The following is a 24,726-nucleotide window of genomic DNA, read 5'->3' as shown; positions in this document are numbered from 1 at the left end:
GCTGCTTATGCAAAAAACCGTTGCAAGCCTAGACGATGCCAATGCAGCTTTGGCCCAAATCGCCAACCTGCTGGCACAGCAGTCGGAGTTAGCCAGCAAGCGCGATCAGGCCGTGGAACAGCTCCAGCAGCGTTACCAAGAACCCTTGGCCAAAATTGCTGAGCAGTTGAATCAGCTGCAACAGCAACTCACCCAGTTTGCTCAGGTCACCCCTGAACTCTTTATAAAAAAGCGCACCCTCAGCTTACCTCAAGGTCAGATTGGCAAACGCCGTCAGAGCCGTATTATACCCACAGCCTCACAGACAGAAACCGAAATTTGTGACGCCATCGAAGCACAGGGTTGGCATGAGGCTCTGCGTCTACAGCGGCAGCTTAACCGAGCCGCACTACGCAGTTGGTCGGCACAAAGGCTCGCCCAAGTCGGCTTACAACGCTGTGTCAATGAGCAGGTCTGGGTTGAACCCAAATAAGCGCAACGAGGGACTTACCGCTAACTTTATTTCTGCGGACCTGCGTGATTACTGCTTGTATAAGGATGAGACTCTTTGTAGAGACCGACATAATTTTTTATGCGTCGTTTTTCGCGCAAAGCTTGGTATTTACGCACCAACCGCAGCGTGAAAAAATAGCCTGCCCAGCCACATATCAGCGCCCACGGCAAACAACCGAGCAGTAAGGGCAAACCAAAGGTGGTAAAGAGTTCATGAAGCTGGATCCAGATGGACTCTAACCAACCTGCATCGGGTGCCAAAACTTGGGCAATCCGGGCGGTATACTCATCATACCCAGAGAGACCATCCCAGTGACCCATCATTAAGCGGCCCGTTACCACAAACATAAAATAAATAGGGGGTAGCGTAACCACATTGGTCACCATGGTCCAGGCAATGGCCACCATAGGGTTAAAGTCCCAGTCGGGCTTACGGGCCTTAATCCAGGCCCATAGTGCCATAACTGCCGCAATTTGCACCCCAACCGTCGGGGTCATGGCAATCGCCAAACCAATGCCAGAGGCCCGCGCCGCATACTCCGGTGGATGCCCGCCCTGTAGCATAGGCCGGATCAAACGAAACCGAAACATGGTGCGCATCCAGAAAAACGGATAACGCCAACCTTTGGCTGCCATATAGGCTCCCCCGTCATAAGCTGGCCCACCAAGCGGTGTGGCGCATCGGTTCTCTTGGCTGTGGTCGTGCGTGGTGGGAAAAACGTGGATATTCTACCACACCAACACGCACTTGTTGAGCGCAATAGGCCCCACACTGCGCAATTCGTTCACCCTGCAACCGTGCATGGCCTTTCCTAACGAGCAGGAAGAGCAGGGGCGCTAACGACACCCCTTTGCCATATCCATAGTACCATCAGGACCAAGGCGCCTGGCTTTGGCTATGTGCTTGTTCAGGGCAGCCAGTGCAGCTACGCATCGCCGTATGATCCCCACAGATTACCTTACGGCTGGGCGCTACCAAAAGGGGCATGCACAAGGTCGCCCTGTAAATCGGCATCAACCTCAAACACTTTTAACAAAAGAGGCGCCAACCCATCATGGGAGTTGGGTTTATCTTTGTTAGCCAGCAGCTCTTGATGATCCAAATCGGAGTTGGGGCCATTCCAGATTACTGCCGGTACATGGGTTTGGCTGGCTGGCGCCATAAAGTAAGGCAGACCGTGCAGATAGATGCCATTTTCGCCCAACGACTCACCATGATCTGACATATAGACCATCAGCGTTTCAAAATTTGGCGTATTGGACTTGAGCAGCTCAATGACCTTGCCCAAGAAAAAGTCGGTGTAGAGAATGGCATTATCATAGGCATTGCTGATCTCTTGCTTGGTGCACTGGGCCAATTCGATGGTCTGGCAGGCGGGCTTGAACTTCTCGAACTCTGGGGGATAGCGCTTAAAGTAGGCTGGGCCATGGTTTCCCATCTGGTGCAGCACGATCAAAATATCGCCCTGTTTATGGTCATCAATATAGCGTTGCAGGTTTTTTAGCATGCCGATATCCCGACACTCCACCGCATCACAGATTGGGTTGTTTGCTGAGGTACGAAAATCTTGGTAGGCCACCCGATCCGCTACCCCTTTGGAGGAGGAGTTATTATCCAGCCACAGCACATGCACCCCTGCCTTAGCCAGGACATCCAACACATTTTCGGTGTAGGGTGCGGTACTACCCTTGTAGGTGCTGCGCCCATGGAAAGAGAACATGCAGGGCACGGAGATCGCTGTGGCGGTACCGCACGAGGAAACCTGGGAAAAATTAACCACCCTCGGCTCTTTGGCCAGGGTTGGATTGGTCTGACGCGCATACCCGTTGAGGGAGAAGTGATCGGCACGCACCGCCTCGCCCACCACCATAATCACCAACTCGCGGCTGGTATCATCGGCTGCTTGACGGGCATAAGTGGTCACGGTGGTATAGGGCGGCTTACCCGCTTGATATTTTTTCTTGATATAGTGACCCACCGAATAGATTGGATAGGCCGGATTGGCGTGATAACGCAGACTTTTATGCTCCCGACCCGCGCTAAAATATTGTGCATTAAAGGGGGCCAATGCGGCCACCATAACCAGCAGTGCCACACCCATGGTTTTGCCGGTTTGGCTTAAACCACGCAGCCAACCAAGCCGGGGCAGTGAGAGCCGCCCCACCAGTAGCGCAGGCAGCAGACCCAACAACAGCACCCGCACCATGAGTCCCAGACTCATCAGGTCAGAGGCTTCCGACAAGTTGGTTTCCAGCGTGTTTTGCAGCATATCCCGATCAATGATCACGCCAAAATTATCGGAAAAATAACCAATAAAAGCAGAGAGGATAAGCATAAAAATGGCCACACTACGCTGGCCAAACAGCAAACTAAGCAGGCTAAACAGCAGCACCAAAAAGGCACTATAAGCCACCACCAGCGAGACAAAAAAACCGGCGTGTTGCTGCCACGGGTAGACCTGCAACACGCCACTAAAAAAGGTGTAGTTGCCGGTTAGGCAGATAAACAGTGCCACCAGTAAGATTAGATAGGGTCTAGAGATCTGTAGATTGGGCATAAACGACAACTCGTCAAGGAGTGAACTGAAAACCCCAACTAGGCAAACCGTATGGGATGATTAGGCAAGCCACACCAAAACAGAATCAACAGGGTGGCCATGGGATGTTTTGTCAAAGCGGTTTGTCACGGTATGCCAGCGTAGCCACCCAAGGACAATAGATGGCCTAGCACACATGCCAGAGACCACCCAGAATGGCAGAGAAGGGGTTGCTCGAAACCACCGGCAGGAAGAGGAAAATCATCTTACCAGCCACGACCCACCCGGCAATATAGCAGGGTTAGCCAGCCATGACAGGGAGCAAAGTATCCTGATTATCAAAAATTTTCAACCAGCCTTTCACACTGTTAGGGTATACACTTTGGTAAGTGAGAGATACCCTTATTGGACTTTTCCACGCCATTAATGGAGCCACCACTGCCCTGCTCTCGGGGCAAGCCAACCTTTGGAAAGCGAGAAAAAGCGATGCAGATTCGGCTATGTCGCTGCAATAAAGGCGGTATAGGCGCACTGTGGAGGGTAATCAGGGTGCCGTTTTATTATTTTTAGCCTCAGCATGACCGCCCAAGCTGTTATGCTCTAACGGCTCAACGCTCGTTCCTTTTACTCTTTTAGAAGCCTGCTGCCATGATGAAAGCGCGTGATCTACATAGCCTGCTGTTGGTTGAAGATAGCCCCTCTATGGCGATGGTCTATCAAGAGTACATCAAAGGGGAGCCACAGTGGCAGGTGAGCCACTGTAAAGAGGGTCATGCCGCGCTGGTCTATCTGCACCAGCATACGCCTGATCTGGTTTTATTGGATCTGCAACTGCCCGACATGCATGGTTTAGAGATTCTCAAGGCGATCCATGAGCAGCAGCTACCTACGCAAGTGGTGATCATCACCGCCCATGGCAGCGTGGACACCGCCGTGGAAGCTACCCGTTTGGGTGCTTTTGATTATCTAGAAAAACCCTTCTCAGCCAACCGCTTGCTGGTCACCATGGGCAATGCCCTGCGCCAGAAAAATTTATCCCTGGAGGTACAAGCCTACCGGGATAGTTTTGACCGGGACCACTACCACGGTTTTATTGGGGCATCCCCTACCATGCAAGCGCTCTATCAAACCATCGAGAGTGCGGCACCCAGCTCGGCCACCATCTTTATTACCGGAGAGTCCGGTACCGGCAAGGAGGTGTGCGCCGAGGCCATTCACAAGGCCTCGACCCGCCGCAACCGTCCCTTTATTCCCGTCAACTGCGCCGCCATACCCAAAGATTTGATGGAAAGCGAGCTGTTTGGCCATGTCAAAGGCTCCTTTACCGGGGCACTCTCGGACCGACAGGGTGCCGCCCAACGCGCCCACCATGGCACACTATTTTTAGATGAGATCGGTGAACTGCCCCTGGATCTACAAAGTAAGCTGTTGCGGTTTTTACAGACCGGTCAGGTGCAAAAGGTCGGTGCGCAAAAGGGTGAGGTGGTGGATGTGCGCATTCTATGTGCCACCAATCGAGACCCCTGGGAAGAGGTTCAGGAGGGGCGTTTTCGCGAGGACCTCTACTACCGCCTTAATGTGATCCCCCTCCACCTACCCCCGCTACGCAAGCGGGATCAGGATGTGCTATTACTGGCCCATCATCTGTTGCAACAGTACAGCCGTGAGGAGAAAAAGGGCTTTACCCGCTTTAGTGGTGAGGCTGAACAACTCATCTTAGGGCACCGTTGGCCGGGCAATGTGCGGGAGCTGCAAAATGTCATTCGCCATGCGGTGGTGCTCAATGATGGCACACTGCTCGAAGCGGCTATGCTGCCGCCACCGGTCGGGGGCAGCATGGGGAGGCACATGACGGTGCCCCCCCAAAACAAGATGCTCCTGCAAGAGGGCGCTACCGATGATGAGATCCTGCCCTTGTGGGTCGAGGAGAAACGCATCATCGAGCGGGCCTTAAAACAGTGTGGGGATAATATTCCCCAGGCCGCCGCCCGCTTGCAGATTAATCCTTCTACCATCTACCGCAAAAAGCAGTTATGGAAAAGCCGTGAGGAGGAAGCGTAGCACACCCTTACGGGGGCAGAGCCGATTAGCCCTACACCAACCCCTTTACTAGCACGGTTCTTGCTAGATCTGTGTGACGTATCGGGTTTGGTGACGTGAATAAGGACGCTAAACTGGCAATGCAGGCGAGCCAGTTACAACGATTAGGGTGGATCCATGGTCAAGGGTAACAAGATTTTCATGCTGGTGGGTGTGTTGTGGATGCTGGGTATCCCCCCTGTCCAAGCACAACGCCCTGACCACTCTTCTGAGTTGATTTTTAAAGATGATTTTGAACGCACCGAGCTCAGCGGTGACGATCAGCAATGGTATATGACCCGCATGAGTGGGGTTGGCTGCGGTCGGGTCAATCCCGCGAGCCGTCCGGTGCAGGAGCAGGGGCAGGCGATCCTACAACCCCCGGTGCAGATTCGCGATGGTCAACTGTTATTAAGCGAAGCCTCCAGCGGGGCACCTGTACAGGCCTATCGGGTGATCAATCGTCCTGTACGACGCATTGGTTTTGAATTTACCCCACTCAATGTCATGGGCGGTATGGATGACCGTGCTTGGGTTGGTGCCCGCATTCAGTTTATGGACCGCAATAATGGGTTATTGGGCGAGTTATGGTACTACTTTTACAACCGCCATTATGAGCGCCCCTCCAACACCTCAACCCGTTATGCGGTGGCGGTCAAGGGCGCGTTTGATGGGGTCAAGCGCCGTCTCTCTATTGAGGTAGAAGAGCTCATTCGCCGCTATCTTAAAGGGGTTGATCCCGATCAAATTGCCCGCACATTGGTTATTTTTGAACTAGGGGCGGGCTGGTGTGGCTCAGAGGTGGCGGGCACCTTTGATAATGTCGAGGTGTTTGCGGGCCGGTCTGAGGAGTATACCTTAACCCAGCAAGAGGTGCTGGCGATTGGTCGTTCGGTCATGCCCTCCTTTTTGCGGGATCATGCCTATTTTCCTGAAAACTGGATCCGCCGGGTACGGGCCAAATACCAAGCCAAACGTGTGGATAGATGGCTGGACGCCATTGAGCGTCACATGCAAGCCCACCCCACCGGCTTTGTCCCTTTGGTGGAACGCATGACCGGCGTCTCCGACAACCAGATACCGCAAACCGCTTTTGCGGTACGGGTGATGGTGGATAACCGCAAGTTGCCCGGTTTGGATGACCCCGTACAAGGCCCGATGACACGTATTGAAGAGGGCGAACCCACCACCATTGATCTCAACGCCGAACGCTAACCACGGCGCACGCCCCTGACCATAGAGCGGTCAGGGGCCTACTCCACAAACCTGACACACAGCCCAGCCCCATGGAACCAGCACCCAATCCAAGCGGCCCCTGGTGGGGGGGAAGGCTGCGGGTCTCTCTGCCCTAACCCCGCAAGCCGCGAAAAAAGGGCTCTAGCGCCGCTGCCCCCGCTTGGTCAAACAGATCCAGCGCCGCACTGCCCACCACAGCAATCTCTGCTTTACCCTTGAGATAGTCCACATCCTCGGCACTGCGCACCCCAAAACCCACCGCCAAAGGTACAGGGGTAGCCTGCCGACAGCGATGCATAAAGGCACCCACATGCTCATCAAAGGAGGTCTTGCTACCGGTCACACCCCGGCGGGCGACACAATAGACAAAACCATCCGCCGCCGCGCCAATCTTGCCTAACCGCTCATCCACGCTGGTGGGGGTCATTAACCCGATCCAATCCATACCCTTGGCCCGGCACTGTTCAATGGCTGCCTGTGCCTGCTCCAAAGGCAGATCGGGAATAATCAACCCTTTAACCCCGATGTCCGCCACCTCATCAATAAAACGCTCCACACCATAGGCCATGAGAATGTTGGTATAGGTCATAATCAAGAACGGAATATTAAACGCGGCCACCACCTCACGAATAAAGGCCAACCCCTCGCGCACCTTAAACCCCCCATCCAGGGCCGCTTGGTTGGCCCGCGCGATGGTGGGACCATCGGCGATGGGCTCGGAAAAGGGAATCTGCAACTCCATGAGATCCACCCCCCCCGCCACCATGGCACGGATCACCTCTCGGTTGGCCTGTAAAGAGGGGTAGCCCAACACAATATGGGACATCAGCAGAATATCCTGCTGCTGCAATTTATCTTTAATGTGGCCCTCCAGGGCGCTTTTGCGACTCATGACCGCTCTCCCTGTTCCGCTGCGTAGATGGCGGCTCGCTCCTGAATGTAGGTCTTCCATTTGGCATCGCCCAGCGCCTCAGCAATGGTGAAAATATCCTTATCGCCCCGCCCGGAAAGATTGATAATCACCACCGCATCCTCTTTAAGTTGGGGCAGCTCACGCAGGGCACCGGCCACCGCATGGCTCGACTCCAACGCCGGAATAATACCCTCAGATTTGACCATGCGCTTGAGTGCCTCCACCACCTCCACATCGGTCGCCGCCTCAAAGCGTACCCGCCCTTGCTGGTGCAGATCGGCCAAAATGGGCGACACCCCTACATAGTCCAGACCCGCCGCCACCGAGTGGGTATCACGCATCTGACCATCTTCATCCTGTAGAAAGCAGGTCTTATACCCTTGCGCAATGCCCACTGTGCTCTTGCCCGAGGCAATGCGCGAAGCGTGGTTATGGCCGGCCAAACCCAAACCTCCGGCCTCCACCCCAATCAGCTCAACCTGGGGATCCTCAAGAAAGCCCTGGAAAATACCCATGGCATTAGAACCCCCGCCCACACAGGCATAGACATGGTCTGGCAGACGCCCCTCCTGTTCCAAAATCTGCACCCTGGCCTCTTGCCCAATGACCGACTGAAACCAAGAGACCATCTCTGGAAAAGGATGCGCCCCACACGCCGTGCCCAGCACATAGTGGGTGTTATCCATACTGCCAACCCAATCACGCATCGCCTCGTTAACCGCATCTTTAAGGGTCTGCGAACCCGATGTAACGGGGATGACGGTGGCCCCCAGCTGCTCCATCCAAAACACATTGGGGCGCTGACGGGCCACATCTTTGGCCCCCATATAGATGGTACAAGCCAAACCCAACCGTGCCGCCATGGTGGCGGTCGCCACCCCATGCTGACCAGCACCGGTTTCAGCAATAACACGGGTTTTGCCCATGCGACGCACCAATAGCCCCTGCCCCATGACATTGTTGGCCTTGTGGGCACCGGTCTGGTTAAGATCCTCCCGCTTGATATAGATGCGCCGTTTGCCGTGGGCCAGGGAGAGGTTTTCCGCAAAGGTCAAGGGGGTTGGACGGCCCGAGTAGTTGCGCATAAGCTCAATATAGTGTCGCCAAAACGCCTCATCCGCGCGGGCGGTTTCGTAGGCCAGGGTCAACTGGGCAAAGGTTTCGTGCAAAATCTCAGGAATATATGCGCCGCCGAAGGCGCCAAAGTAACCCTTGGACATGATAGCTTCAAAGCCTCAAAATAGGAGAAATCTTCCGCTCCACAGCATAACCCCACCGACCATGAGAGCCAAGCTTTTCTGCCACATGGTACGTTGAACCTAACTTCAATGGCTCTTTTACCGATTTTTTATACCCGGCTCCCATTCCAGAAATCGCCCGGATACATAACCTTACATACCGGAGTGGGAAAACCGCCACCAACCGTTTAACACAAAAAATAAGGATGTCATGGCTTTTTGACAGACGATGCGTTATAAGAACCATGATTGTGGCCCATTTAGGGGAATCGCTTTAAGAAGCGTGATATACACGGTTAATATGTGTTATGCTGGGTTATCCCTGGTGATTGAAACACCCTAACTTCCTGTAAAGGAAAGGGGTGCGGGTATAGAGGATGATCTCTAAAGGCTGCTTTCAAGTTACGGGTAGGTTCGTACCTTCTGGCACAAACCCTTCGGTTTGGTCAGAGGGGGTGGCTTTTAGATCGTTCTGAGCATTTGCGAAGAGAGGATACTCAAGATGGCAAATAAAGTTGGTATGCGTTCCCTGTTGGCCGGTGCGGCTCTGGCTCTAGGTCTAATGAGCGGTAGCGCGGTTGCCTCTGAAATGCAGGAGATGACCTTTAAGGAAGATGTCTATCCCATCATCACCTACCGCTGTCTGGAGTGCCATGTTCAGGGCGGCCCCGGCATGGTCTACAGTGGCTTGGACCTGCAAAGCTATGAAGGTCTCATGCGCGGCACCAAGCATGGTCCTGTGGTGGTAGCCGGTAAACCCATGTTGAGCAACCTGCTGGTTTTGGTGAGCGGTAAGGCGGGTATTCGTATGCCCCACAACCGTCGTCGCCTGACCAAGTGCGAAATTGACATCATTAGCAAGTGGATTCAACAAGGCGCCAAAAATAACTAAAACGCCACGTTTGAGCCAAGAAATAAGCACCCATAAAACGCCTCGTACCTTGTTACGGGGCGTTTTGTTATCTATGGTCTATTTATGGTGATGGTTTTTTTGCGCCATCGTAAACCAACATAAGGATAGATCATGATGAAGGTTCGTAAGGCCGTTTTCCCCGTAGCAGGCTTAGGTACTCGGTTTCTACCCGCCACCAAGGTGGTCCCAAAAGAGATGCTCTCGGTGGTGGATACGCCCCTGATTCAATATGCCGTGGAAGAGGCCTGGGATGCAGGTATTGAAGAGGTCATTCTCATTACAGGACGTGGCAAAAGCCTGTTAATGGACCAGTTTGACCACATGTATGAGCTGGAAGATACCCTGCGCCGCCAAGGCAAAGAGGTGTTGCTCAGCGTTTCTCACGAACCCATTCCGTTTCCCGGTACGGTGGTCGCCACCCGCCAGCAAGATCCCTTGGGATTGGGCCATGCCGTATGGTGCGCCCGCTATCTGGTGGGGGATGAACCCTTTGCCGTTATCCTGCCCGACGATCTGGTACATGCCCAAAAACCGGTGCTCAAGCAGATGGTAGAACGCTTTGAGGAGCTGCAATCCAGTATCGTAGCGGTCATGGAGGTCGCCCCAGACCAGACCAACAAATATGGTATTCTGGACAGCGAACCAGAACAAAATGGGGTGTGGCGCATTAAGGGGTTGGTGGAGAAACCGGATCCGTCCGTGTCACCCTCCAATTTAGCCATCATTGGGCGCTATATTCTCACCCCAGAAATCTTCTGTCTGCTGGAATCCATTCCTCGTGGTGCAGGTGGTGAGATTCAGTTGACCGATGCCATGGCAGCCTTACTCAAACATCAATCCATCTACGGCATGCGCTTTGAGGGCACCCGTTTCGATTGTGGTGATAAAGCAGGTTTTCAAATGGCTTCATTGGCACTCAGCATGGAACGCCCAGAGTTGAAAGATCAAATGCTGGCCTTTATTCAGGAAAATCTGCCCAAATGGCAAGCTTAACCGCCATGTCAACGAGCAAACCAGCTCCGGCTTCCCATTGGATTCAGTATGGCTGTGGTCTGGATGCCCCAGCAGGGTGGCTTAATTTTGATGCCAGCCCTACCCTGCGTTTACAGCGGCTGGCCCTAATAGGGGCGCTGTTTCAGTACCGCACGCCATTTCCCCCCACTGTGCGCTATGGGGATATTGTGCGTGGCCTACCCGTGGCGGATGCCTGTGCAGAGGGTCTCTATTGTTCTCACGTGTTGGAACATTTAAGCGCCGACGATGTGGCAACGGCCCTCCGTCACAGCTACCAGATTTTACGTCCGGGGGGCACCTTTCGTCTGGTGCTGCCCGATCTAGCCCATATGGTGCGTGGCTATTTGCAGGCGACAGACGCCATGGCCTGCCAACAGTTTATGCGGGATAGTGGCGTGTTGATCAACAAGCGCAGCCATGGTCTAAAAAGCTTTCTGATCACCTGGTTTGGAAATAGCACCCATTTAAGCCTATGGGACTATGCCGGCATGGCCCATATGTTGGAACAGGCGGGTTTTATGGAGATCCGTCCTGCCCGTTGTGGGGACAGTGGCCTCACCCAGTTTAATCAGGTCGAAAATCCAAACCGTTGGGAAAATGCCCTCGGTATTGCCTGTCGTCGCCCTACCCATCGGTAACACCCCCCCTTATATGGGGGCTAACGCCGTGTTAGCCCCTTTTGTCTATCAGTGTCAATCGTGACATCCTGTTCATAATATTAAAATTTTATCCATATTTTCTTACGCTTGAGTCGCATGCATCCAACATTTTTCATCAAGGTGTCACCCCATATGCATGGGTCTGTAGATAATGGACATGGAAAAGGTACACTTCCAGCCATTGAGACCGGGCCGCGCTAAAGGTATGTTAACTGCATACACGCCTCAGCGTATCCGTCGGTTTCACTGCGAGATCGATGTAAGCTTACCCTTCAACTAAAACGAGTAGAGTCGCCATGCGCATCACCATGATAGGTACCGGTTACGTTGGCCTGGTTTCCGGGGCCTGCTTCTCCGAGTTTGGGGTGGATGTCACCTGTGTAGATAAGGATGTCTCCAAGATTGAACGCCTCAATAAGGGAGAAATTCCCATTTTTGAGCCAGGTTTAGATCAACTGGTGGTGCGTAATAAGGATGCCGGTCGCCTGCACTTTACCACCGACACCAACACCGCCGTGGCCAACAGTGATGTGGTCTTTATTGCGGTGGGCACACCAGAGCGGCGTGGCGATGGTGCCGCCGACCTGCGCTATGTGTTCGATGCCGCGCGGGATGTTGCCCGCGCGATGCAGGGCTTTACGGTGGTGGTGACCAAATCCACTGTCCCGGTGGGAACCGGGGCACGGGTGGCGGAAATTATTCGTGAAACCAAGCCCGATGCCGATTTTGCCATGGCCTCCAACCCCGAATTTTTGCGTGAGGGGTCTGCCATTGAAGATTTTATGCGGCCTGATCGCGTTGTGGTGGGGGTGGATTCTGACCGCCCGGTGGCCCTGCTCAAAGAGCTTTACCGCCCACTCTATCTGATTGAGACCCCCATTCTGTTTACCAACATCGCCACCGCAGAGTTGACCAAATATGCGGGCAACGCTTTTTTAGCCACCAAGATTATGTTTATTAATCAGATTGCTAACCTGTGTGAAAAGGTGGGCGCTGATGTGCATGATGTGGCCAAGGGCATGGGCTTGGATCGCCGTATTGGCCGTAAATTTTTACACCCTGGCCCAGGCTATGGTGGCTCCTGTTTTCCCAAGGATACCGCCGCGCTGGCCAATACCGCGCGGGATCACAACACCCCCATGACCATTGTGGAGAATGTGATTGAGGCCAACAAATGGCAAAAGCAGCGCATGATCACCAAGATTCGCGATGCCATGCAGGGCAAATTACGGGGGAAAACCATCGGAGTGCTGGGCCTGACCTTTAAACCCAATACCGATGATATGCGTGACTCTTCATCCCTAACCATTTTGCCGGCGTTGGCCGGGGATGGTGCCCGCATCCAAGCCTTCGATCCCGAGGGTATGCATGAAGCGAAACGCATGATGCCCGAACTGCACTATTGTGATGACGCCTATAGCGCCTGCCAAGGGGCGGATGCGGTGGTGATTTTGACCGAGTGGAACCAGTTCCGCAATTTGGATCTGGACCGTATTAAAGCGGGTATGCAGACCGACAGCGAAGGGTTGTATCCCTTTTTTGATCTACGCAACATCTATGTTCCGGCTGATATGCGGGCCCAGGGATTTGCCTACGTTGGGGTGGGACGATAACACCATGACCTTTGCCCCCAGTCACATGTTTCGTGAGTATGATGTTCGTGGTATTGCCCACAGTGAGCTATCGGAAGAGGTGGTTAAACATTGGGGTGCGCTGTTTGCCGAACGCATACGTGATGCATACAAGGGCAAAAAATTTATGCCCCATGTGGTGGTGGGACGGGATGGTCGGCTCTCCTCACCCGCCTTGGCCAACGCCCTGATGGCAGGCTTGGCCGAGGCAGGTGCGCGGGTCTCGGATGTGGGGTTATTGCCCACCCCGGGGCTCTATTACGCCTCCCACGCGCTGCATGCCGATGGGGCGATTATGGTGACCGGTAGCCATAATCCAGCTGAGTATAATGGCATGAAGATGATGTTGGGGGGATTATCCTTTTTTGGACAGGATATCCAAGATCTGGCCCAACGCTTAATGCTGGGGGAGCGGCCCATGCCACGGATGGGGGGCTCCGTTAGCCGGGTCGAGCTGCGACGCGACTATATTAATCGGCTGGTGGCCGATTACCGTCCGGGTCGCCCCCTCAAGGTGGTGCTGGATTGCGGCAATGGCGCGGCGGGGGCCGTCGCCAAGGAGCTGCTACAGGCCCTTCCTGGAATCGAGGGCGAAGTGCTGTTTGCTGAGGTGGACGGCACCTTTCCCAATCATCATCCCGATCCAACGGTGCCGGCCAATCTGGAGGATTTAAAAAATCGGGTGCTGGCCTGGGGGGCCGATCTGGGCATCGCCTTTGATGGCGATGGCGACCGCATCGGGGCCATTGATGGGGATGGTCGGGTAATCTGGGGAGATCGCCTGATGATACTCTTCGCCCGGGAGATTTTGGCCGAGCATCCTGGGGCCTCCATTCTGGGGGATGTCAAATGCTCTCAGCAGCTCTTTGATGCGGTGGCCGAGGCAGGTGGCAAGCCGATCATGTGGAAAACCGGCCATTCGCTGGTCAAGAGCAAGATGCGTCAGAGTGGTGCCCTTTTAGCGGGTGAGATGAGTGGGCATCTCTTTTTTGCGGATCGCTATTATGGCTACGATGATGCCCTGTATGCTGCGGTGCGACTGATTAGCCTACTGGCTGCTGAACCCACCTCTTTGGCGGCACGCTTGAGCTCATTGCCCAAGGTCTATGCCACACCAGAGTTGCGCATTGAGTGTGCCGACAGCCGCAAATTTCGCGTCATGGACCGCATCAAACGGCAGGTTTTGGATGGGGGTTTGGGTGAGGTTTCGGACCTGGATGGGGTGCGTGTCAAGCAGCCTGGGGGGTGGTGGTTGGTGCGCGTCTCCAACACCCAACCGGCGTTGGTGGCCCGGGTTGAGGCCGACTCCTTAGAGCGCCTGCAAGAGATGGCAACCGCCCTAGCCAAGATGTTAGAGGGGGAAAATGTGGTTTTCCCCGAGTGGCAGCTGGTTTAAGGTTGCATGCGCATATGGCTTGGCCCTAACCACAGCTCTGTGGGGACTCTGCACCATTGGGGGTGACACCCCCCTCCTTGGCACATTTGAGAGAGGCGTTCTATCCCAAACCCACCCATCTGCCGGTTTGGGGTAGGGGTTTTCCCGTGCAAAGCATCATCTGCGGCAGACACTACGGGTTTTCAAACCCCAAGCGGGCTACTCGGTCCGTTAACACATTCACCCGCACCGGCTTGGTCAGCACATCATCCATGCCTGCCTCACGACAAGCCAGCAGGGTCTCCTTCAGCGTGTCGGCGGTCAAACCCAACACCGGCACCCGCTCCCTGCCCTCGGCCTGCTCGAACGCCCGTAACATGCGGGTCGCCGTAATGCCATCCATGCCCGGCATACGTATGTCCATCAAGACCAAATCATAGGAGCACTCCTGCGCCTTAACCAAACCCGACGCACCATTATCCGCAACCTCCACTTTGTGCCCCGCACTCTCTAACAACTCTACCGCAACCATCTGGTTGACCGGATCATCCTCTACCAACAAAATACGCATGGGTAAAACCTCATGGACCAATTCACGCCCCATTGCCTGCCCTGGCAGATGTTCGACCAACGCTAAGGTAAGGGTAAACCTAAAGCTGCTACCCTGTCCCTCCTGACTCTCCGCCCAGATCTCCCCGCCCATCGCCTCCACCAGCCGCTTGCATATGGATAGCCCTAAGCCCGTGCCTTTATAGCGACGATCCAGCACCCTGTCTGCTTGGCAAAAGGGATCAAAAATCCGACCCATATCCTTTGCCGCTATGCCCACTCCACTATCCACCACACCAAACCGCATGGAGACCCAGCTCGGTAAGGGTACCGGCTGCTGCTCCAACCCCCATAGATGGAGTACCACCTCACCCTGCTGCGTAAACTTTATGGCATTGTTGGTCAAATTAAGCATGATCTGGCGAATACGTACCGCATCCCCTTTTAAGCCCGGGGGTATCCACCCATGCGTCTCCAAGCGCAAACCAACCCCTTTGCCTTGCGCACGCTCTGACAAGCAGGCACACACATCCTCCACCAACTGTAACGGGCTAAAGGGTATCTGCTCCAAGACCAATTCACCGGCCTCAATCTTGGAAAAATCTAAAATATCATTTAATAAATCTAATAATAAATTGGATGAACGACTAATCAAGCCCACTTGCTCCTGCTGCTTGGCATCGAGCCGACTCGCTTGTAAGGCTGTTAATAACCCGATCATGCCATTTAAAGGGGTGCGTATCTCATGGCTTAACGTCGCTAAAAATTCGCTTTTCGCCCGATTGGCACGCTCTGCACTCTGCTTGGCCTGTATCAAGGCGTGCTCGGTGCGTTTACGGTGGGTAATATCAATTATCGCCCCTTCCAGATAGCCTCCTTCTGGATAATGGATGGCGCTTATCTCAGCATAAAATCGACTGCTATCGGGACGAACCAACTCAACATCCAAACACTCTACCCGCCCATCTCTCACTAAAATATCTATAAAATGTTCCCGCATTAGGGGATCCGCATAAGATTTTAGGGGATCATGTAGCGTCACCATCTCTTCTACACTGCTATAACCAAACAGCTCTACCAAGGCCAAATTGGCCAATAGCACCCGTCCACCATCCAACGATGAACGAAACAGCGGCACCAGTGCCGCATGGAATAGCGTTCGAAATCTTAGCTCACTCACCTCCAACGCCTGGGTACGCTCATCGACCCGCTGCTCCAGCTCCTGGTGTGCGTGTTGCAGCCCCTGCTCGGCATCCTGACGTTCAGCGACCTCCTGTTCGAGCCGCTTGGCTTGCAGGACCACCCGGCGTTGTAGGGAAAGATTCCACCCCACCCCAAGCAGCATAAGCACCATGATGATCCAAAAACCCGTACGGTACCATGAGGGCATCTCTGGCTTGCTGGCTATCCCTAACCAACGATCAAACGCCTTATGAAATGCCGAATCTTTATCCGCCTTCATCACCACCAAATCATGCTCAATGGCGGATAATAACGCCATATTTTTACCCTTGGGCACAGCCACCGTCACTTCGACTGGATTAAAAAGGATCGGTGTGCCGTAAAGTCCAAAACGTTGCTGCTCGGCCCCCCCGGTTAGACGGTTAACCACCCCCGCATCCACCTCGCCCTGCTTGATACCATGCAGCACGTAACTGTAACTGTCGTACCCAACGATCTCGATAGAAACACCAAATTTTTTGACCAGCTCGGCCAAGCGATGCCCATAAATATCCCCTTTTAGCACGCCAACCCGTTTGCCCTGTAGATCTAAAAAAGAGGCCACCTTGCGCTCTTCACGGGTATAGACCTGACCCCAGTTGACAAAAAAACTCTGCTTGCCAAAATCCATGCTCAAAGCCCGCTCATCGCTATAGGCAATGGCCCCCAGCAGATCAATTTCGCCACGTTGCAGCTGCTCAAGCAAGGCACTCCACTTGCCATAGCGATACTCCAACTGCCAGCCATGACGTTCGGCTATGATCCCTAAAATATCCTTATAGAGCCCCTGAACTTCACCCTTTTCATCGAGAAAAATCATTGGCTTGTTCTGATACACCCCAACGATGATCGGATCGGGTACTCTATTCGCCAACAGTTGCGCAGGCCACGCCAACACCACCAAACACACCAATAGCGGTGCCCAACCCCAGGGTAATTTGGCGTCATAGCCCATCGCGCGACCTTTTTGCCGGGTTATCTATCTACACAGTGTTAGGGAAAGGGGGTAAAATCTGGCGCAAACGTCGCGTTGCCTCAAGATCTTTGTGCATGCCAACGGGTAAGGGATCAAACCGAGCCGCTAATTGAGCCAACGAATAAGGATGCTCAGGATGGCGCCACGCTGCGGCCAACTGGGCCATGGGTAGGGCAACAAAGGGCCGCGCCAACCAATGGGGGTCAGGGATGCGTAACAGGGGTTCATCCATGATTTGGCTACCCATCAGGGCGATGTCCAGATCCAAGGTGCGCGGCGCATTGGGATTGTCGCCCCGTTCGCGCCCCTGTTCAGCCTCGATCTGGCGCAGCAAGGCGCGCAGTGCCCAAGGCTCTGGGGCCTGTTCCAAGCGTACCGCGCCATTAAGAAAAGGGGGGTCCCCCACAGCCCCATTCACGGGTCTGCTTTGGTAGACATCGGAAATGGCGACAATGCCCAACAGCGCGTGCAAGCGTCGCAAGCCCAACTCCAGATGATACAGCGGGTTAAGGCTGGCCCCAAAGGCCACCAGCACAGGTCCATCGCATGGGACCATCGCCATTTGTCCCACGCACGGGCCCTGCTTAGCCATGCTGGCCCCGAACCACCGTCACCCCCACCGAACGGGCAAAACGTAAGGCCCCCGGTTTTTCTACCGTAACCTCACACTGTTTAACGCGACGATCTTGTAAACAGAGCTCGGCGATGGCCTCGGCCATGGCCTCCACCAAAAAAAATGCCGAGCCTTCCACCAATTGGATAATATTTTTATTTAACGCTTTATAATTAACCGTATCGGCAATATCGTCGGATAGCCCCGCGCTGCGTAGGTCCACATGCAGGGTGCAGTTGATCACCACATCCTGCAAGGTGGTACGCTCCCACTCCAGGATGCCGATGATACAACGGAGCAGCAGATCTTTAATGTGAATACGGTCCAGCGGTGGTTGATTGTGCATGGTCATAAGAGATGCTCACCTCCATCAATACAGATCATCTGCCCGGTGACAAAACCATTTTGAATGAAATAGAGTACCGCATCCGCTACCTCTTGCGGTGTTCCACTCCGCTGCATAGGAGTGGCGGCAATCACCTTAGCAAACTGCTCCAACGGCTCACCGGCCGCCGGTAAAATGGGTCCCGGCCCCACACCATTGACCGTAATATGCGGTGCCAGTTCCCGCGCGGCGACGCGGGTAAGGCTCCATAGCGCCCCTTTGGCGGCATTATAGGCCAGATGCCCAGGGGGCGGTGCCAACACCCGGCGATCTAAAATATTGACGATGCGGCCCGCCCCATCGGGGGGCTGGTCGCTTTGCCACTGACGCGCAAAGTGCTGCATCAGCAGCATAGGTGCCTCCAGATTGATGGCCATATGACGGCGCCACTGGGCTTGGCTTTGATCCACAAGGTCACTGCGTTCAAAAATGGCGGCGCTATTGACCAACACCCGCACCGGCCCCATCTGCGCCACCACCCGAGGCAGCAGCGCCTCGGCTTGCGCCCAATCGCTTAGGTCGGCTTGAAAAGCGCAGGCCCGCCGCCCCATCTTGGCCAGCGCCGCACAGCTCTGCTCAGCCCCTTGCGCTGAACCGCTGTAGTGTACCGCCACATCCATGCCCGCCTCACCCAAGGCCAAGGCGATGGCAGCCCCTATGCGACGCCCTGCCCCCGTCACCAGCGCTCGGCAGCCTGTGGTATCCATCGTTATGCCACGCTAAATGGAAGCGTGAGAAAAGATATCATGATTGTTCCACCCCAGCAGATCCAGGGCAACCCGGGTTGGCAGAAAACGCATAATCTCATCAGCGAGCTGCAAACGCCCCTCCCGCGCGAGCATTTCGACCAATCGCGCCCGGATCTCCACCAAATGGATGACATCGCTGGCGGCATATTGTAGCTGCTCTGGGGTCAACTGCTCGGCCCCCCAATCCGATGACTGCTGCTGTTTATCCATCACCACGCCCAGCAGCTCTTGGCTGACATCCTTCAGTCCATGGCTGCCGGTGTAGGTGCGTACCAGTTTTGAGGCGATCTTGGTGCAAAAAACCGGTTTGATCTCAATATCTAACCAGCGTTTCATGGTAGCGAGGTCAAAGCGGGCAAAGTGAAAAATCTTTTCCACCTCGGGGGCCTCCATAAGCGCCTTTAGCCGTGGTGCCTGATAGTTGCGTATCTGCACCACACTGACCTCACCGGTCACATCGCACATCTGCACCACACAGAGCCGGTCACGGTTAATATCCAGCCCCATGGTCTCCGTATCCACCGCCAAAAAAGGGCTTTTCATATAGCGTTGGAACTGTGCTTCATCCAGATCATCAATAAATGTATGAATGGTTAATGGTGCGGTACCCATGCTCTTGTAACCTTCTCTGTTAATGAGGTAGTGGTGATGGTAAGAATTTGCGTTGACCCTGTTTTTTGGTATTAATCACATTTTTAACCGGTACACTGTGCGCAATTTTTGCATTCATTCCGGTTGATCTGCTACCCTGTTTGATGGAAAGTTACCATAATGTAGCTATGATCGCATAGGGGCGTTTGCCATTATGTCTCCCGGTCGCGGTAGCTTATCGACTTTTTTGCCCATACTCATCATCATCTCTTACGGTTTGGAAGGTTGAGCCACATGGCACGGGACAACTTTACCCAGAAGCAACTGGATAACATTAAAAGCCAATTGGCTAAAACTCTGGGGGATCAGTCCAGCACGGCCCTGGAGAATCTGGATAATCGTTTCACGGCTCGGGAGGAAGAGGTCATCATTGAGGCCAATCCCGATGTGATGGATGATCATAGTGCCACAGGTGGCTTTAAACCGGGTGCTAAAATTGACGTGGACGAGGTGATTGCCGAGGGCAAATTGGGTCCCATGCTGGGCACCCTTGGCCCGCTGGTAAAGATTGAGGAGAAAAAGGCCGATCTGCGGCGTATGGTTGAGGCGATTATAAACCATCCTGAGATCAAGGCTTTTAATTTGGTTGAAGCATTGACCCGGGTTCGCAAAAACAGCGAGATGGTGGGTTTGTTGGTGGATCAGGTGGTGGCCCGCAAAGGGATCAATCCTTTGATTGATTCGCTCAAGGTCTCGGGTATCAATAAGCCTGCCATGCAGAAGCTGGCGGCGGGTATCGCTGAGATGGGTACCATCAACCATTTGCTACGGGCCATTGCCTCCTGCCCCAAAAATCAGGAGGAGGTGGAGATTACCTTGACCATGGAGGTTATTGGCAAGGGGGCATTGGAGCAGATGTTGGAGGCCATTAAGCTGATTGATCCCATGAGTCCTGGGGCGGTGGTATTGGCGACGGGTGTGGCCAACGTTAAAAATCTACCGGTGGAGCCCTGTGTACGGGCTTTGACAGCGGTTAAGGATAATGAGGGTGGTGCGCAGATATTGGCGAAGCGGCTGGTGGAGATGGTGGAGGTTCCGGCGCTGGTTTCGTTGTTGGAGAAGTATGTATCTGAGACCACTCCAGCGGCCCATGTGGTGGTGACGCAGCTTATTCACAAGGTGATGATTCAGCCTAGCCGCAACAAAGAGTTGATTAAGGCGACCAAGGCGGTACGGGGTGACTCTATGCCTGCCCAGATGCTTGCCACGGCGATTGTTAAGTTTTGTGATAAGGATGATTGGGAGCGCACCTTTTTACGGGTTGCGGGGCACAATTCCAAGGTGATTTTGGCCTGTGCGTATGGCAAACAGGGGGGTATGTTTGGCACCATACGCAAGTTGGGCAAGGCGGGATATGATATGAGCAAGAACGCAGCCGAGGCCAACAAGCTGATGAAGGAGGCATGGGATCGCTGCACTGAGGTTGCCCGTGATGTGCTCCAGGTCGAGCTTGGCAAAAGCAGTGATGACGAGTGATATTATCTCTTGATAGGGCGGCCTTGGCCGCCCTATCAAGGGGGTGTATACCCTATTCAGCCCCCGCCCCTAGCAGCCCCACCGCCCTAGGCTCGTGGTTCCCCCTAATGGTTCAAACCGTGCCGGTGCATGCAGAGATCATAATCGTGCGAACGCATCCTCTACGCGCTGTCTTGGCCTAGGGTAATCCCTTGTATTTTTATCGGAAGATTACCGACCCTATCCAGAAAAGTTACCAGAAAATTCTATATTTTAGGTGGGATCACCATTACCAACTTGCCCCTACCTACATCTCATTAGAGAACTGCTGGTTCTACTGGTGCTGACTTAGTAGCCATTTGAGCGGCTAACTGTAAGCGTGTCCTGTTACGCTCATTTAATCTAAACACCCCCAAACTTCTGGCCATAGTATCGATCAAGGCCCCTTCTCCTTGGTGCTCTTTAGCAAGGGTCATTAGCTCTTGAATGGCTATTTCATCTGGTCTACGTGCTTCACGCTCACCTTGTTGCGGATAACGAATCTCCGACCAACGTAAGCGCCCATTTATCCCCAGGGTTCAGTTTGATCTGAAGGTATGTCACGCTTTCTGAAATTCAAAATTTTAGGAGGCGAACATGGAAGACAAATCAATTGAGGCGTCTGTGCTGAGTGAGAAGCAGCGGTACTGGCTGGATCATTTACGCAGTTGTCGTTCTGAGGTCGGCACCATTAAGGAGTACGCTGAAGTCCATAAGCTGAGCCTTCCATCGTTGTATTTTTGGAAGCGCAAGCTGACGCAAATGGGTTTTCTGGAAGAGTCAGGATCAGGCAAGCGACGTTTTCAGCGATTGGAATTGAGTTCAAAGTCTTCAGCAGGGGTCTGCCGGATTCAGTTCCCAAATGGTATGACGGTGGAGTGGTCAGGGAATGGTGGCGAGAGCTTGCTCTCTGTCCTGCGATCTGTGGCAGCCTTGTGATGATGCGCCCATCGCCGGATATTTCTGTCGTCCATCTTTGTTTGGAGCCGGTGGATTTCAGGAAGGGGATCAACGGACTGGCTGCATTGGTGGAGGCAGAACTGGAGTTGAATCCCTTTGATGAGGCTCTGTTCGTGTTTCGCAATCGATCATTGGACAAGGTGAAAATCCTTTACTGGGAACGTAATGGCTTCTGCCTGTGGCAAAAGCGGCTGGAAAAGGACCGATTTCACTGGTTGCGCCAGGGAGGTGCCGCAGAAATCCAAATCACGGGGCGGCAGCTGAATTGGCTACTTGATGGCTACAACCTGGCGGCAATGAAGGGTCACAATAAACTGCATTTTTCTTCGATTGTATAGAGTGTTAAGGCGGTTTTTTTGGTATAATTTCGGCTATGAAAACGCTACCAAAGACACTCCCTGATGACCCTGCCGCTTTGCGGGAAATAATACTTTCCTTGCAGGCTGAAAATGTCCTTTTACAGGACAAAAGCAAGCGTATGGAGCATGAAGCCCAGCTTCTGAGGGAGAAGCTGAATATTCTCATTGCCAAGCGGTTTGGGCGTTCCAGTGAGAAGAGCGATCCCCGTCAGTTGGGTCTGTTCGATGAGGCAGAAGTGACGGCTGCCGAGGAACCTGAAGAGGATGCCGAAGAGATCCAGGTTCCTGCCCATAGCCGCAAAGTGAAGTCCAAAGGGCGCAAGCCATTGCCAGAGTGGCTACCCCGGGTGGATATCATTCATGAGTTGCCTGAGTCGGCATTGGTTTGTGGCCTGGATGGTCACCATTTGGTCGAGATTGGCCGTGAGACCAGCGAGCAACTGGATATTATTCCGGCCAAGGTGCAGGTATTGCGGCACATCCAGATCAAATATGGCTGTCCTCATTGCAAACAGGGCGTGAAGACGGCCCCTACACCCAAACGTCCCATTCCCAAGGCGTTGGCTACAGCTGCTCTATTGGCCCATGTGGCGGTATCCAAGTATGCCGATGGGTTACCGCTCTATCGACAGGGCGCCATTCTGACCCGTGCAGGGATTGATGTCTGTCGAACCACGCTGGCCAATTGGATGATCCAGTGCGGCCAACTGGTGCAGCCGTTGATCAATCTGATGCGGGACAAGATGCTGGATTACGATATCCTGCAGATGGATGAAACTACGATTCAAGTGCTTAAGGAAAAAGATAAAGTTGCAGCCAGCAACTCCTATATGTGGGTACAGCGAGGTGGTCCCCCGGGTAGTCCGGTGATTTTGTTTGATTACGATCCCACACGCGGTGCCGAGGTTCCGAAACGGCTGTTGGCGGGCTATAAAGGCTGGTTGCAAACGGATGGGTATGCAGGTTATCTGGGTGTGGGTGCGCAGGAAGATGTGATCCTGATGGGGTGTTTTGCGCATGCCCGTCGTCAATTCGACGAGGCGATCAAAGCGTTGGGAAAATCCAAAAAAGGCGTAAGCGCCCATTTATCCCCATCAACTACCCTGCCGGTTCAGCAGCAGATTTCAAATTCCACGGGAGCAACAAGTCGAACTCATCCACGGTTTGCGCTGTGGCGAGGCCCTCAAAGACCTTTGTGAGATAGACGAAGGGCTCCCAACCATTGGCTTTGGCCGTTTCAATCAAACTGTAGAGGTTTGCCGAGGCCTTTGCACCTCGAACAGAGTTGCTGAAGAGCCAATTTTTCCTGCCAATCACAAAGGGGCGAATGGCGTTCTCGGCTCTGTTGTTGTCAATTTCCAGGCGTCCATCATCAAGATATCGAATCAGAGAGGACCACTGATTGGTCAGATATCCCATCGCTTCGCCGAGTTTGCTTTTCGGTAACACCCCTGCTCGATTATCTTCCAGCCAGGTTTTCAACTCATCGATAATGGGGCGGGAACGCTCCTGGCGCACCTTGTAACGTCGCTCTGGAGTAGCCTCTTCCTCACGCAGATCCTTTTCCACAGCGTACAGTTTCCGGATCAGCGACAGTGCCTGCCCAGCCTTGCCTATCTTGCCTTTTTTGGATTTTCCCAACGCTTTGATCGCCTCGTCGAATTGACGACGGGCATGCGCAAAACACCCCATCAGGATCACATCTTCCTGCGCACCCACACCCAGATAACCTGCATACCCATCCGTTTGCAACCAGCCTTTATAGCCCGCCAACAGCCGTTTCGGAACCTCGGCACCGCGTGTGGGATCGTAATCAAACAAAATCACCGGACTACCCGGGGGACCACCTCGCTGTACCCACATATAGGAGTTGCTGGCTGCAACTTTATCTTTTTCCTTAAGCACTTGAATCGTAGTTTCATCCATCTGCAGGATATCGTAATCCAGCATCTTGTCCCGCATCAGATTGATCAACGGCTGCACCAGTTGGCCGCACTGGATCATCCAATTGGCCAGCGTGGTTCGACAGACATCAATCCCTGCACGGGTCAGAATGGCGCCCTGTCGATAGAGCGGTAACCCATCGGCATACTTGGATACCGCCACATGGGCCAATAGAGCAGCTGTAGCCAACGCCTTGGGAATGGGACGTTTGGGTGTAGGGGCCGTCTTCACGCCCTGTTTGCAATGAGGACAGCCATATTTGATCTGGATGTGCCGCAATACCTGCACCTTGGCCGGAATAATATCCAGTTGCTCGCTGGTCTCACGGCCAATCTCGACCAAATGGTGACCATCCAGGCCACAAACCAATGCCGACTCAGGCAACTCATGAATGATATCCACCCGGGGTAGCCACTCTGGCAATGGCTTGCGCCCTTTGGACTTCACTTTGCGGCTATGGGCAGGAACCTGGATCTCTTCGGCATCCTCTTCAGGTTCCTCGGCAGCCGTCACTTCTGCCTCATCGAACAGACCCAACTGACGGGGATCGCTCTTCTCACTGGAACGCCCAAACCGCTTGGCAATGAGAATATTCAGCTTCTCCCTCAGAAGCTGGGCTTCATGCTCCATACGCTTGCTTTTGTCCTGTAAAAGGACATTTTCAGCCTGCAAGGAAAGTATTATTTCCCGCAAAGCGGCAGGGTCATCAGGGAGTGTCTTTGGTAGCGTTTTCATAGC

21 protein-coding genes and 1 pseudogene are annotated in these 24,726 nt (G+C 53.8%); 12 read left to right on the top strand and 10 right to left on the bottom strand.

From position 1 onward, the window contains the following. Nucleotides 1-7: 7 nt before the first annotated feature. On the top strand, nucleotides 8-472 hold the full coding sequence (locus MMC1_RS01795; RefSeq protein ID WP_011712039.1) for a host-nuclease inhibitor Gam family protein: 465 nt from the start codon (nucleotides 8-10) through the stop codon (nucleotides 470-472). Nucleotides 473-498: 26 nt separating this feature from the next. On the opposite strand, the gene MMC1_RS01790 is transcribed toward MMC1_RS01795, so the two are convergent. After that, the gene (locus tag MMC1_RS01790; protein WP_011712038.1) at nucleotides 499-1,128 is read right to left on the bottom strand and encodes a DUF2062 domain-containing protein; all 630 of its coding nucleotides are present in this window, start codon (nucleotides 1,126-1,128) and stop codon (nucleotides 499-501) included. A 323-nt stretch (nucleotides 1,129-1,451) separates the two neighbouring features. Then, complete coding sequence (locus MMC1_RS01785) at nucleotides 1,452-3,050, bottom strand: phosphoethanolamine transferase (RefSeq protein ID WP_011712037.1); 1,599 nt, start codon at nucleotides 3,048-3,050, stop codon at nucleotides 1,452-1,454. Nucleotides 3,051-3,677: 627 nt separating this feature from the next. Here MMC1_RS01785 and MMC1_RS01780 point away from each other — a divergent pair. Together MMC1_RS01780 and MMC1_RS01775 are read left to right on the top strand one after the other, a co-directional pair. Continuing rightward, on the top strand, nucleotides 3,678-5,090 hold the full coding sequence (locus MMC1_RS01780; RefSeq protein WP_011712036.1) for a sigma-54-dependent transcriptional regulator: 1,413 nt from the start codon (nucleotides 3,678-3,680) through the stop codon (nucleotides 5,088-5,090). Nucleotides 5,091-5,246: 156 nt separating this feature from the next. Continuing rightward, nucleotides 5,247-6,323 (top strand): hypothetical protein, encoded by a 1,077-nt coding sequence (locus MMC1_RS01775; RefSeq protein ID WP_011712035.1) that lies wholly within the window; start codon nucleotides 5,247-5,249, stop codon nucleotides 6,321-6,323. 133 nt (nucleotides 6,324-6,456) lie between these two features. Here the strand turns inward: MMC1_RS01775 and trpA are convergent, their stop codons facing one another. Together trpA and trpB are read right to left on the bottom strand one after the other, a co-directional pair. Then, on the bottom strand, nucleotides 6,457-7,236 hold the full coding sequence (gene trpA, locus MMC1_RS01770; protein ID WP_011712034.1) for a tryptophan synthase subunit alpha: 780 nt from the start codon (nucleotides 7,234-7,236) through the stop codon (nucleotides 6,457-6,459). Next, a complete protein-coding gene (gene trpB / locus MMC1_RS01765; RefSeq protein WP_011712033.1) occupies nucleotides 7,233-8,477 on the bottom strand; it encodes a tryptophan synthase subunit beta in 1,245 nt (414 codons plus the stop codon). The genes trpA and trpB overlap by 4 nt, the downstream gene beginning before the upstream one ends. Before the next feature lie 520 nt (nucleotides 8,478-8,997). Here trpB and MMC1_RS01760 point away from each other — a divergent pair. From MMC1_RS01760 to MMC1_RS01740, 5 genes are all read left to right on the top strand, one after another. Beyond that, nucleotides 8,998-9,387 carry a c-type cytochrome domain-containing protein gene (locus tag MMC1_RS01760; protein ID WP_011712032.1) on the top strand — a complete coding sequence of 130 codons (390 nt, stop codon included), beginning with the start codon at nucleotides 8,998-9,000 and terminating at the stop codon, nucleotides 9,385-9,387. Nucleotides 9,388-9,522: 135 nt separating this feature from the next. Beyond that, nucleotides 9,523-10,401 (top strand): UTP--glucose-1-phosphate uridylyltransferase GalU, encoded by an 879-nt coding sequence (gene galU / locus MMC1_RS01755; protein WP_041640609.1) that lies wholly within the window; start codon nucleotides 9,523-9,525, stop codon nucleotides 10,399-10,401. Nucleotides 10,402-10,406: 5 nt separating this feature from the next. Next, complete coding sequence (locus MMC1_RS01750) at nucleotides 10,407-11,060, top strand: class I SAM-dependent methyltransferase (RefSeq protein ID WP_041641695.1); 654 nt, start codon at nucleotides 10,407-10,409, stop codon at nucleotides 11,058-11,060. Nucleotides 11,061-11,377: 317 nt separating this feature from the next. Continuing rightward, nucleotides 11,378-12,694, top strand: a complete 1,317-nt coding sequence (locus MMC1_RS01745) for a UDP-glucose dehydrogenase family protein (RefSeq protein ID WP_011712029.1) — start codon at nucleotides 11,378-11,380, stop codon at nucleotides 12,692-12,694. Between the two features lie 4 nt (nucleotides 12,695-12,698). Next, nucleotides 12,699-14,108, top strand: coding sequence for a phosphomannomutase/phosphoglucomutase (locus MMC1_RS01740; protein ID WP_011712028.1), 1,410 nt, complete (start codon nucleotides 12,699-12,701; stop codon nucleotides 14,106-14,108). 172 nt (nucleotides 14,109-14,280) lie between these two features. On the opposite strand, the gene MMC1_RS19450 is transcribed toward MMC1_RS01740, so the two are convergent. The 5 genes from MMC1_RS19450 to MMC1_RS01715 are packed head-to-tail and all read right to left on the bottom strand — an operon-like array spanning nucleotide 14,281 to nucleotide 19,192. Continuing rightward, nucleotides 14,281-16,812: an ATP-binding protein gene (locus tag MMC1_RS19450; RefSeq protein WP_011712027.1), complete on the bottom strand. Its 2,532-nt coding sequence runs from the start codon at nucleotides 16,810-16,812 to the stop codon at nucleotides 14,281-14,283. 28 nt (nucleotides 16,813-16,840) lie between these two features. After that, entirely contained in the window at nucleotides 16,841-17,395 is a 555-nt protein-coding gene (gene folK, locus MMC1_RS01730) for a 2-amino-4-hydroxy-6-hydroxymethyldihydropteridine diphosphokinase (RefSeq protein WP_160162644.1), read from the bottom strand. A 22-nt stretch (nucleotides 17,396-17,417) separates the two neighbouring features. After that, the gene (gene folB, locus MMC1_RS01725) at nucleotides 17,418-17,798 is read right to left on the bottom strand and encodes a dihydroneopterin aldolase (protein ID WP_011712025.1); all 381 of its coding nucleotides are present in this window, start codon (nucleotides 17,796-17,798) and stop codon (nucleotides 17,418-17,420) included. Further along, the gene (locus MMC1_RS01720; protein WP_011712024.1) at nucleotides 17,795-18,538 is read right to left on the bottom strand and encodes an SDR family oxidoreductase; all 744 of its coding nucleotides are present in this window, start codon (nucleotides 18,536-18,538) and stop codon (nucleotides 17,795-17,797) included. The genes folB and MMC1_RS01720 overlap by 4 nt, the downstream gene beginning before the upstream one ends. A 12-nt stretch (nucleotides 18,539-18,550) precedes the next feature. After that, complete coding sequence (locus MMC1_RS01715) at nucleotides 18,551-19,192, bottom strand: ribonuclease D (protein WP_011712023.1); 642 nt, start codon at nucleotides 19,190-19,192, stop codon at nucleotides 18,551-18,553. 273 nt (nucleotides 19,193-19,465) lie between these two features. Between MMC1_RS01715 and MMC1_RS01710 the strand changes: the two genes are divergently transcribed. The 4 genes and pseudogenes from MMC1_RS01710 to tnpC (MMC1_RS01695) form a co-directional block, all read left to right on the top strand. Next, nucleotides 19,466-20,707, top strand: coding sequence for a hypothetical protein (locus MMC1_RS01710; RefSeq protein WP_011712022.1), 1,242 nt, complete (start codon nucleotides 19,466-19,468; stop codon nucleotides 20,705-20,707). Nucleotides 20,708-21,322: 615 nt separating this feature from the next. Then, a complete protein-coding gene (gene tnpA / locus MMC1_RS01705) occupies nucleotides 21,323-21,664 on the top strand; it encodes an IS66 family insertion sequence element accessory protein TnpA (protein WP_011712018.1) in 342 nt (113 codons plus the stop codon). Then, on the top strand, nucleotides 21,664-22,023 hold the full coding sequence (tnpB, locus tag MMC1_RS01700; protein WP_011712019.1) for an IS66 family insertion sequence element accessory protein TnpB: 360 nt from the start codon (nucleotides 21,664-21,666) through the stop codon (nucleotides 22,021-22,023). The genes tnpA and tnpB overlap by 1 nt, the downstream gene beginning before the upstream one ends. A 35-nt stretch (nucleotides 22,024-22,058) precedes the next feature. Then, a pseudogene (gene tnpC / locus MMC1_RS01695) lies at nucleotides 22,059-23,117 on the top strand (IS66 family transposase); the annotation flags it as partial. 25 nt (nucleotides 23,118-23,142) lie between these two features. On the opposite strand, the gene tnpC (MMC1_RS01690) reads toward tnpC (MMC1_RS01695), so the two are convergent. After that, a complete protein-coding gene (gene tnpC / locus MMC1_RS01690) occupies nucleotides 23,143-24,723 on the bottom strand; it encodes an IS66 family transposase (RefSeq protein ID WP_011712020.1) in 1,581 nt (526 codons plus the stop codon). Between the last annotated feature and the right edge of the window lie 3 nt (nucleotides 24,724-24,726).

Origin of the sequence: Magnetococcus marinus MC-1, assembly GCF_000014865.1 — a bacterium.
Taxonomy (GTDB): domain Bacteria; phylum Pseudomonadota; class Magnetococcia; order Magnetococcales; family Magnetococcaceae; genus Magnetococcus; species Magnetococcus marinus.
This window is presented reverse-complemented; position numbering and strand designations above follow the sequence as displayed.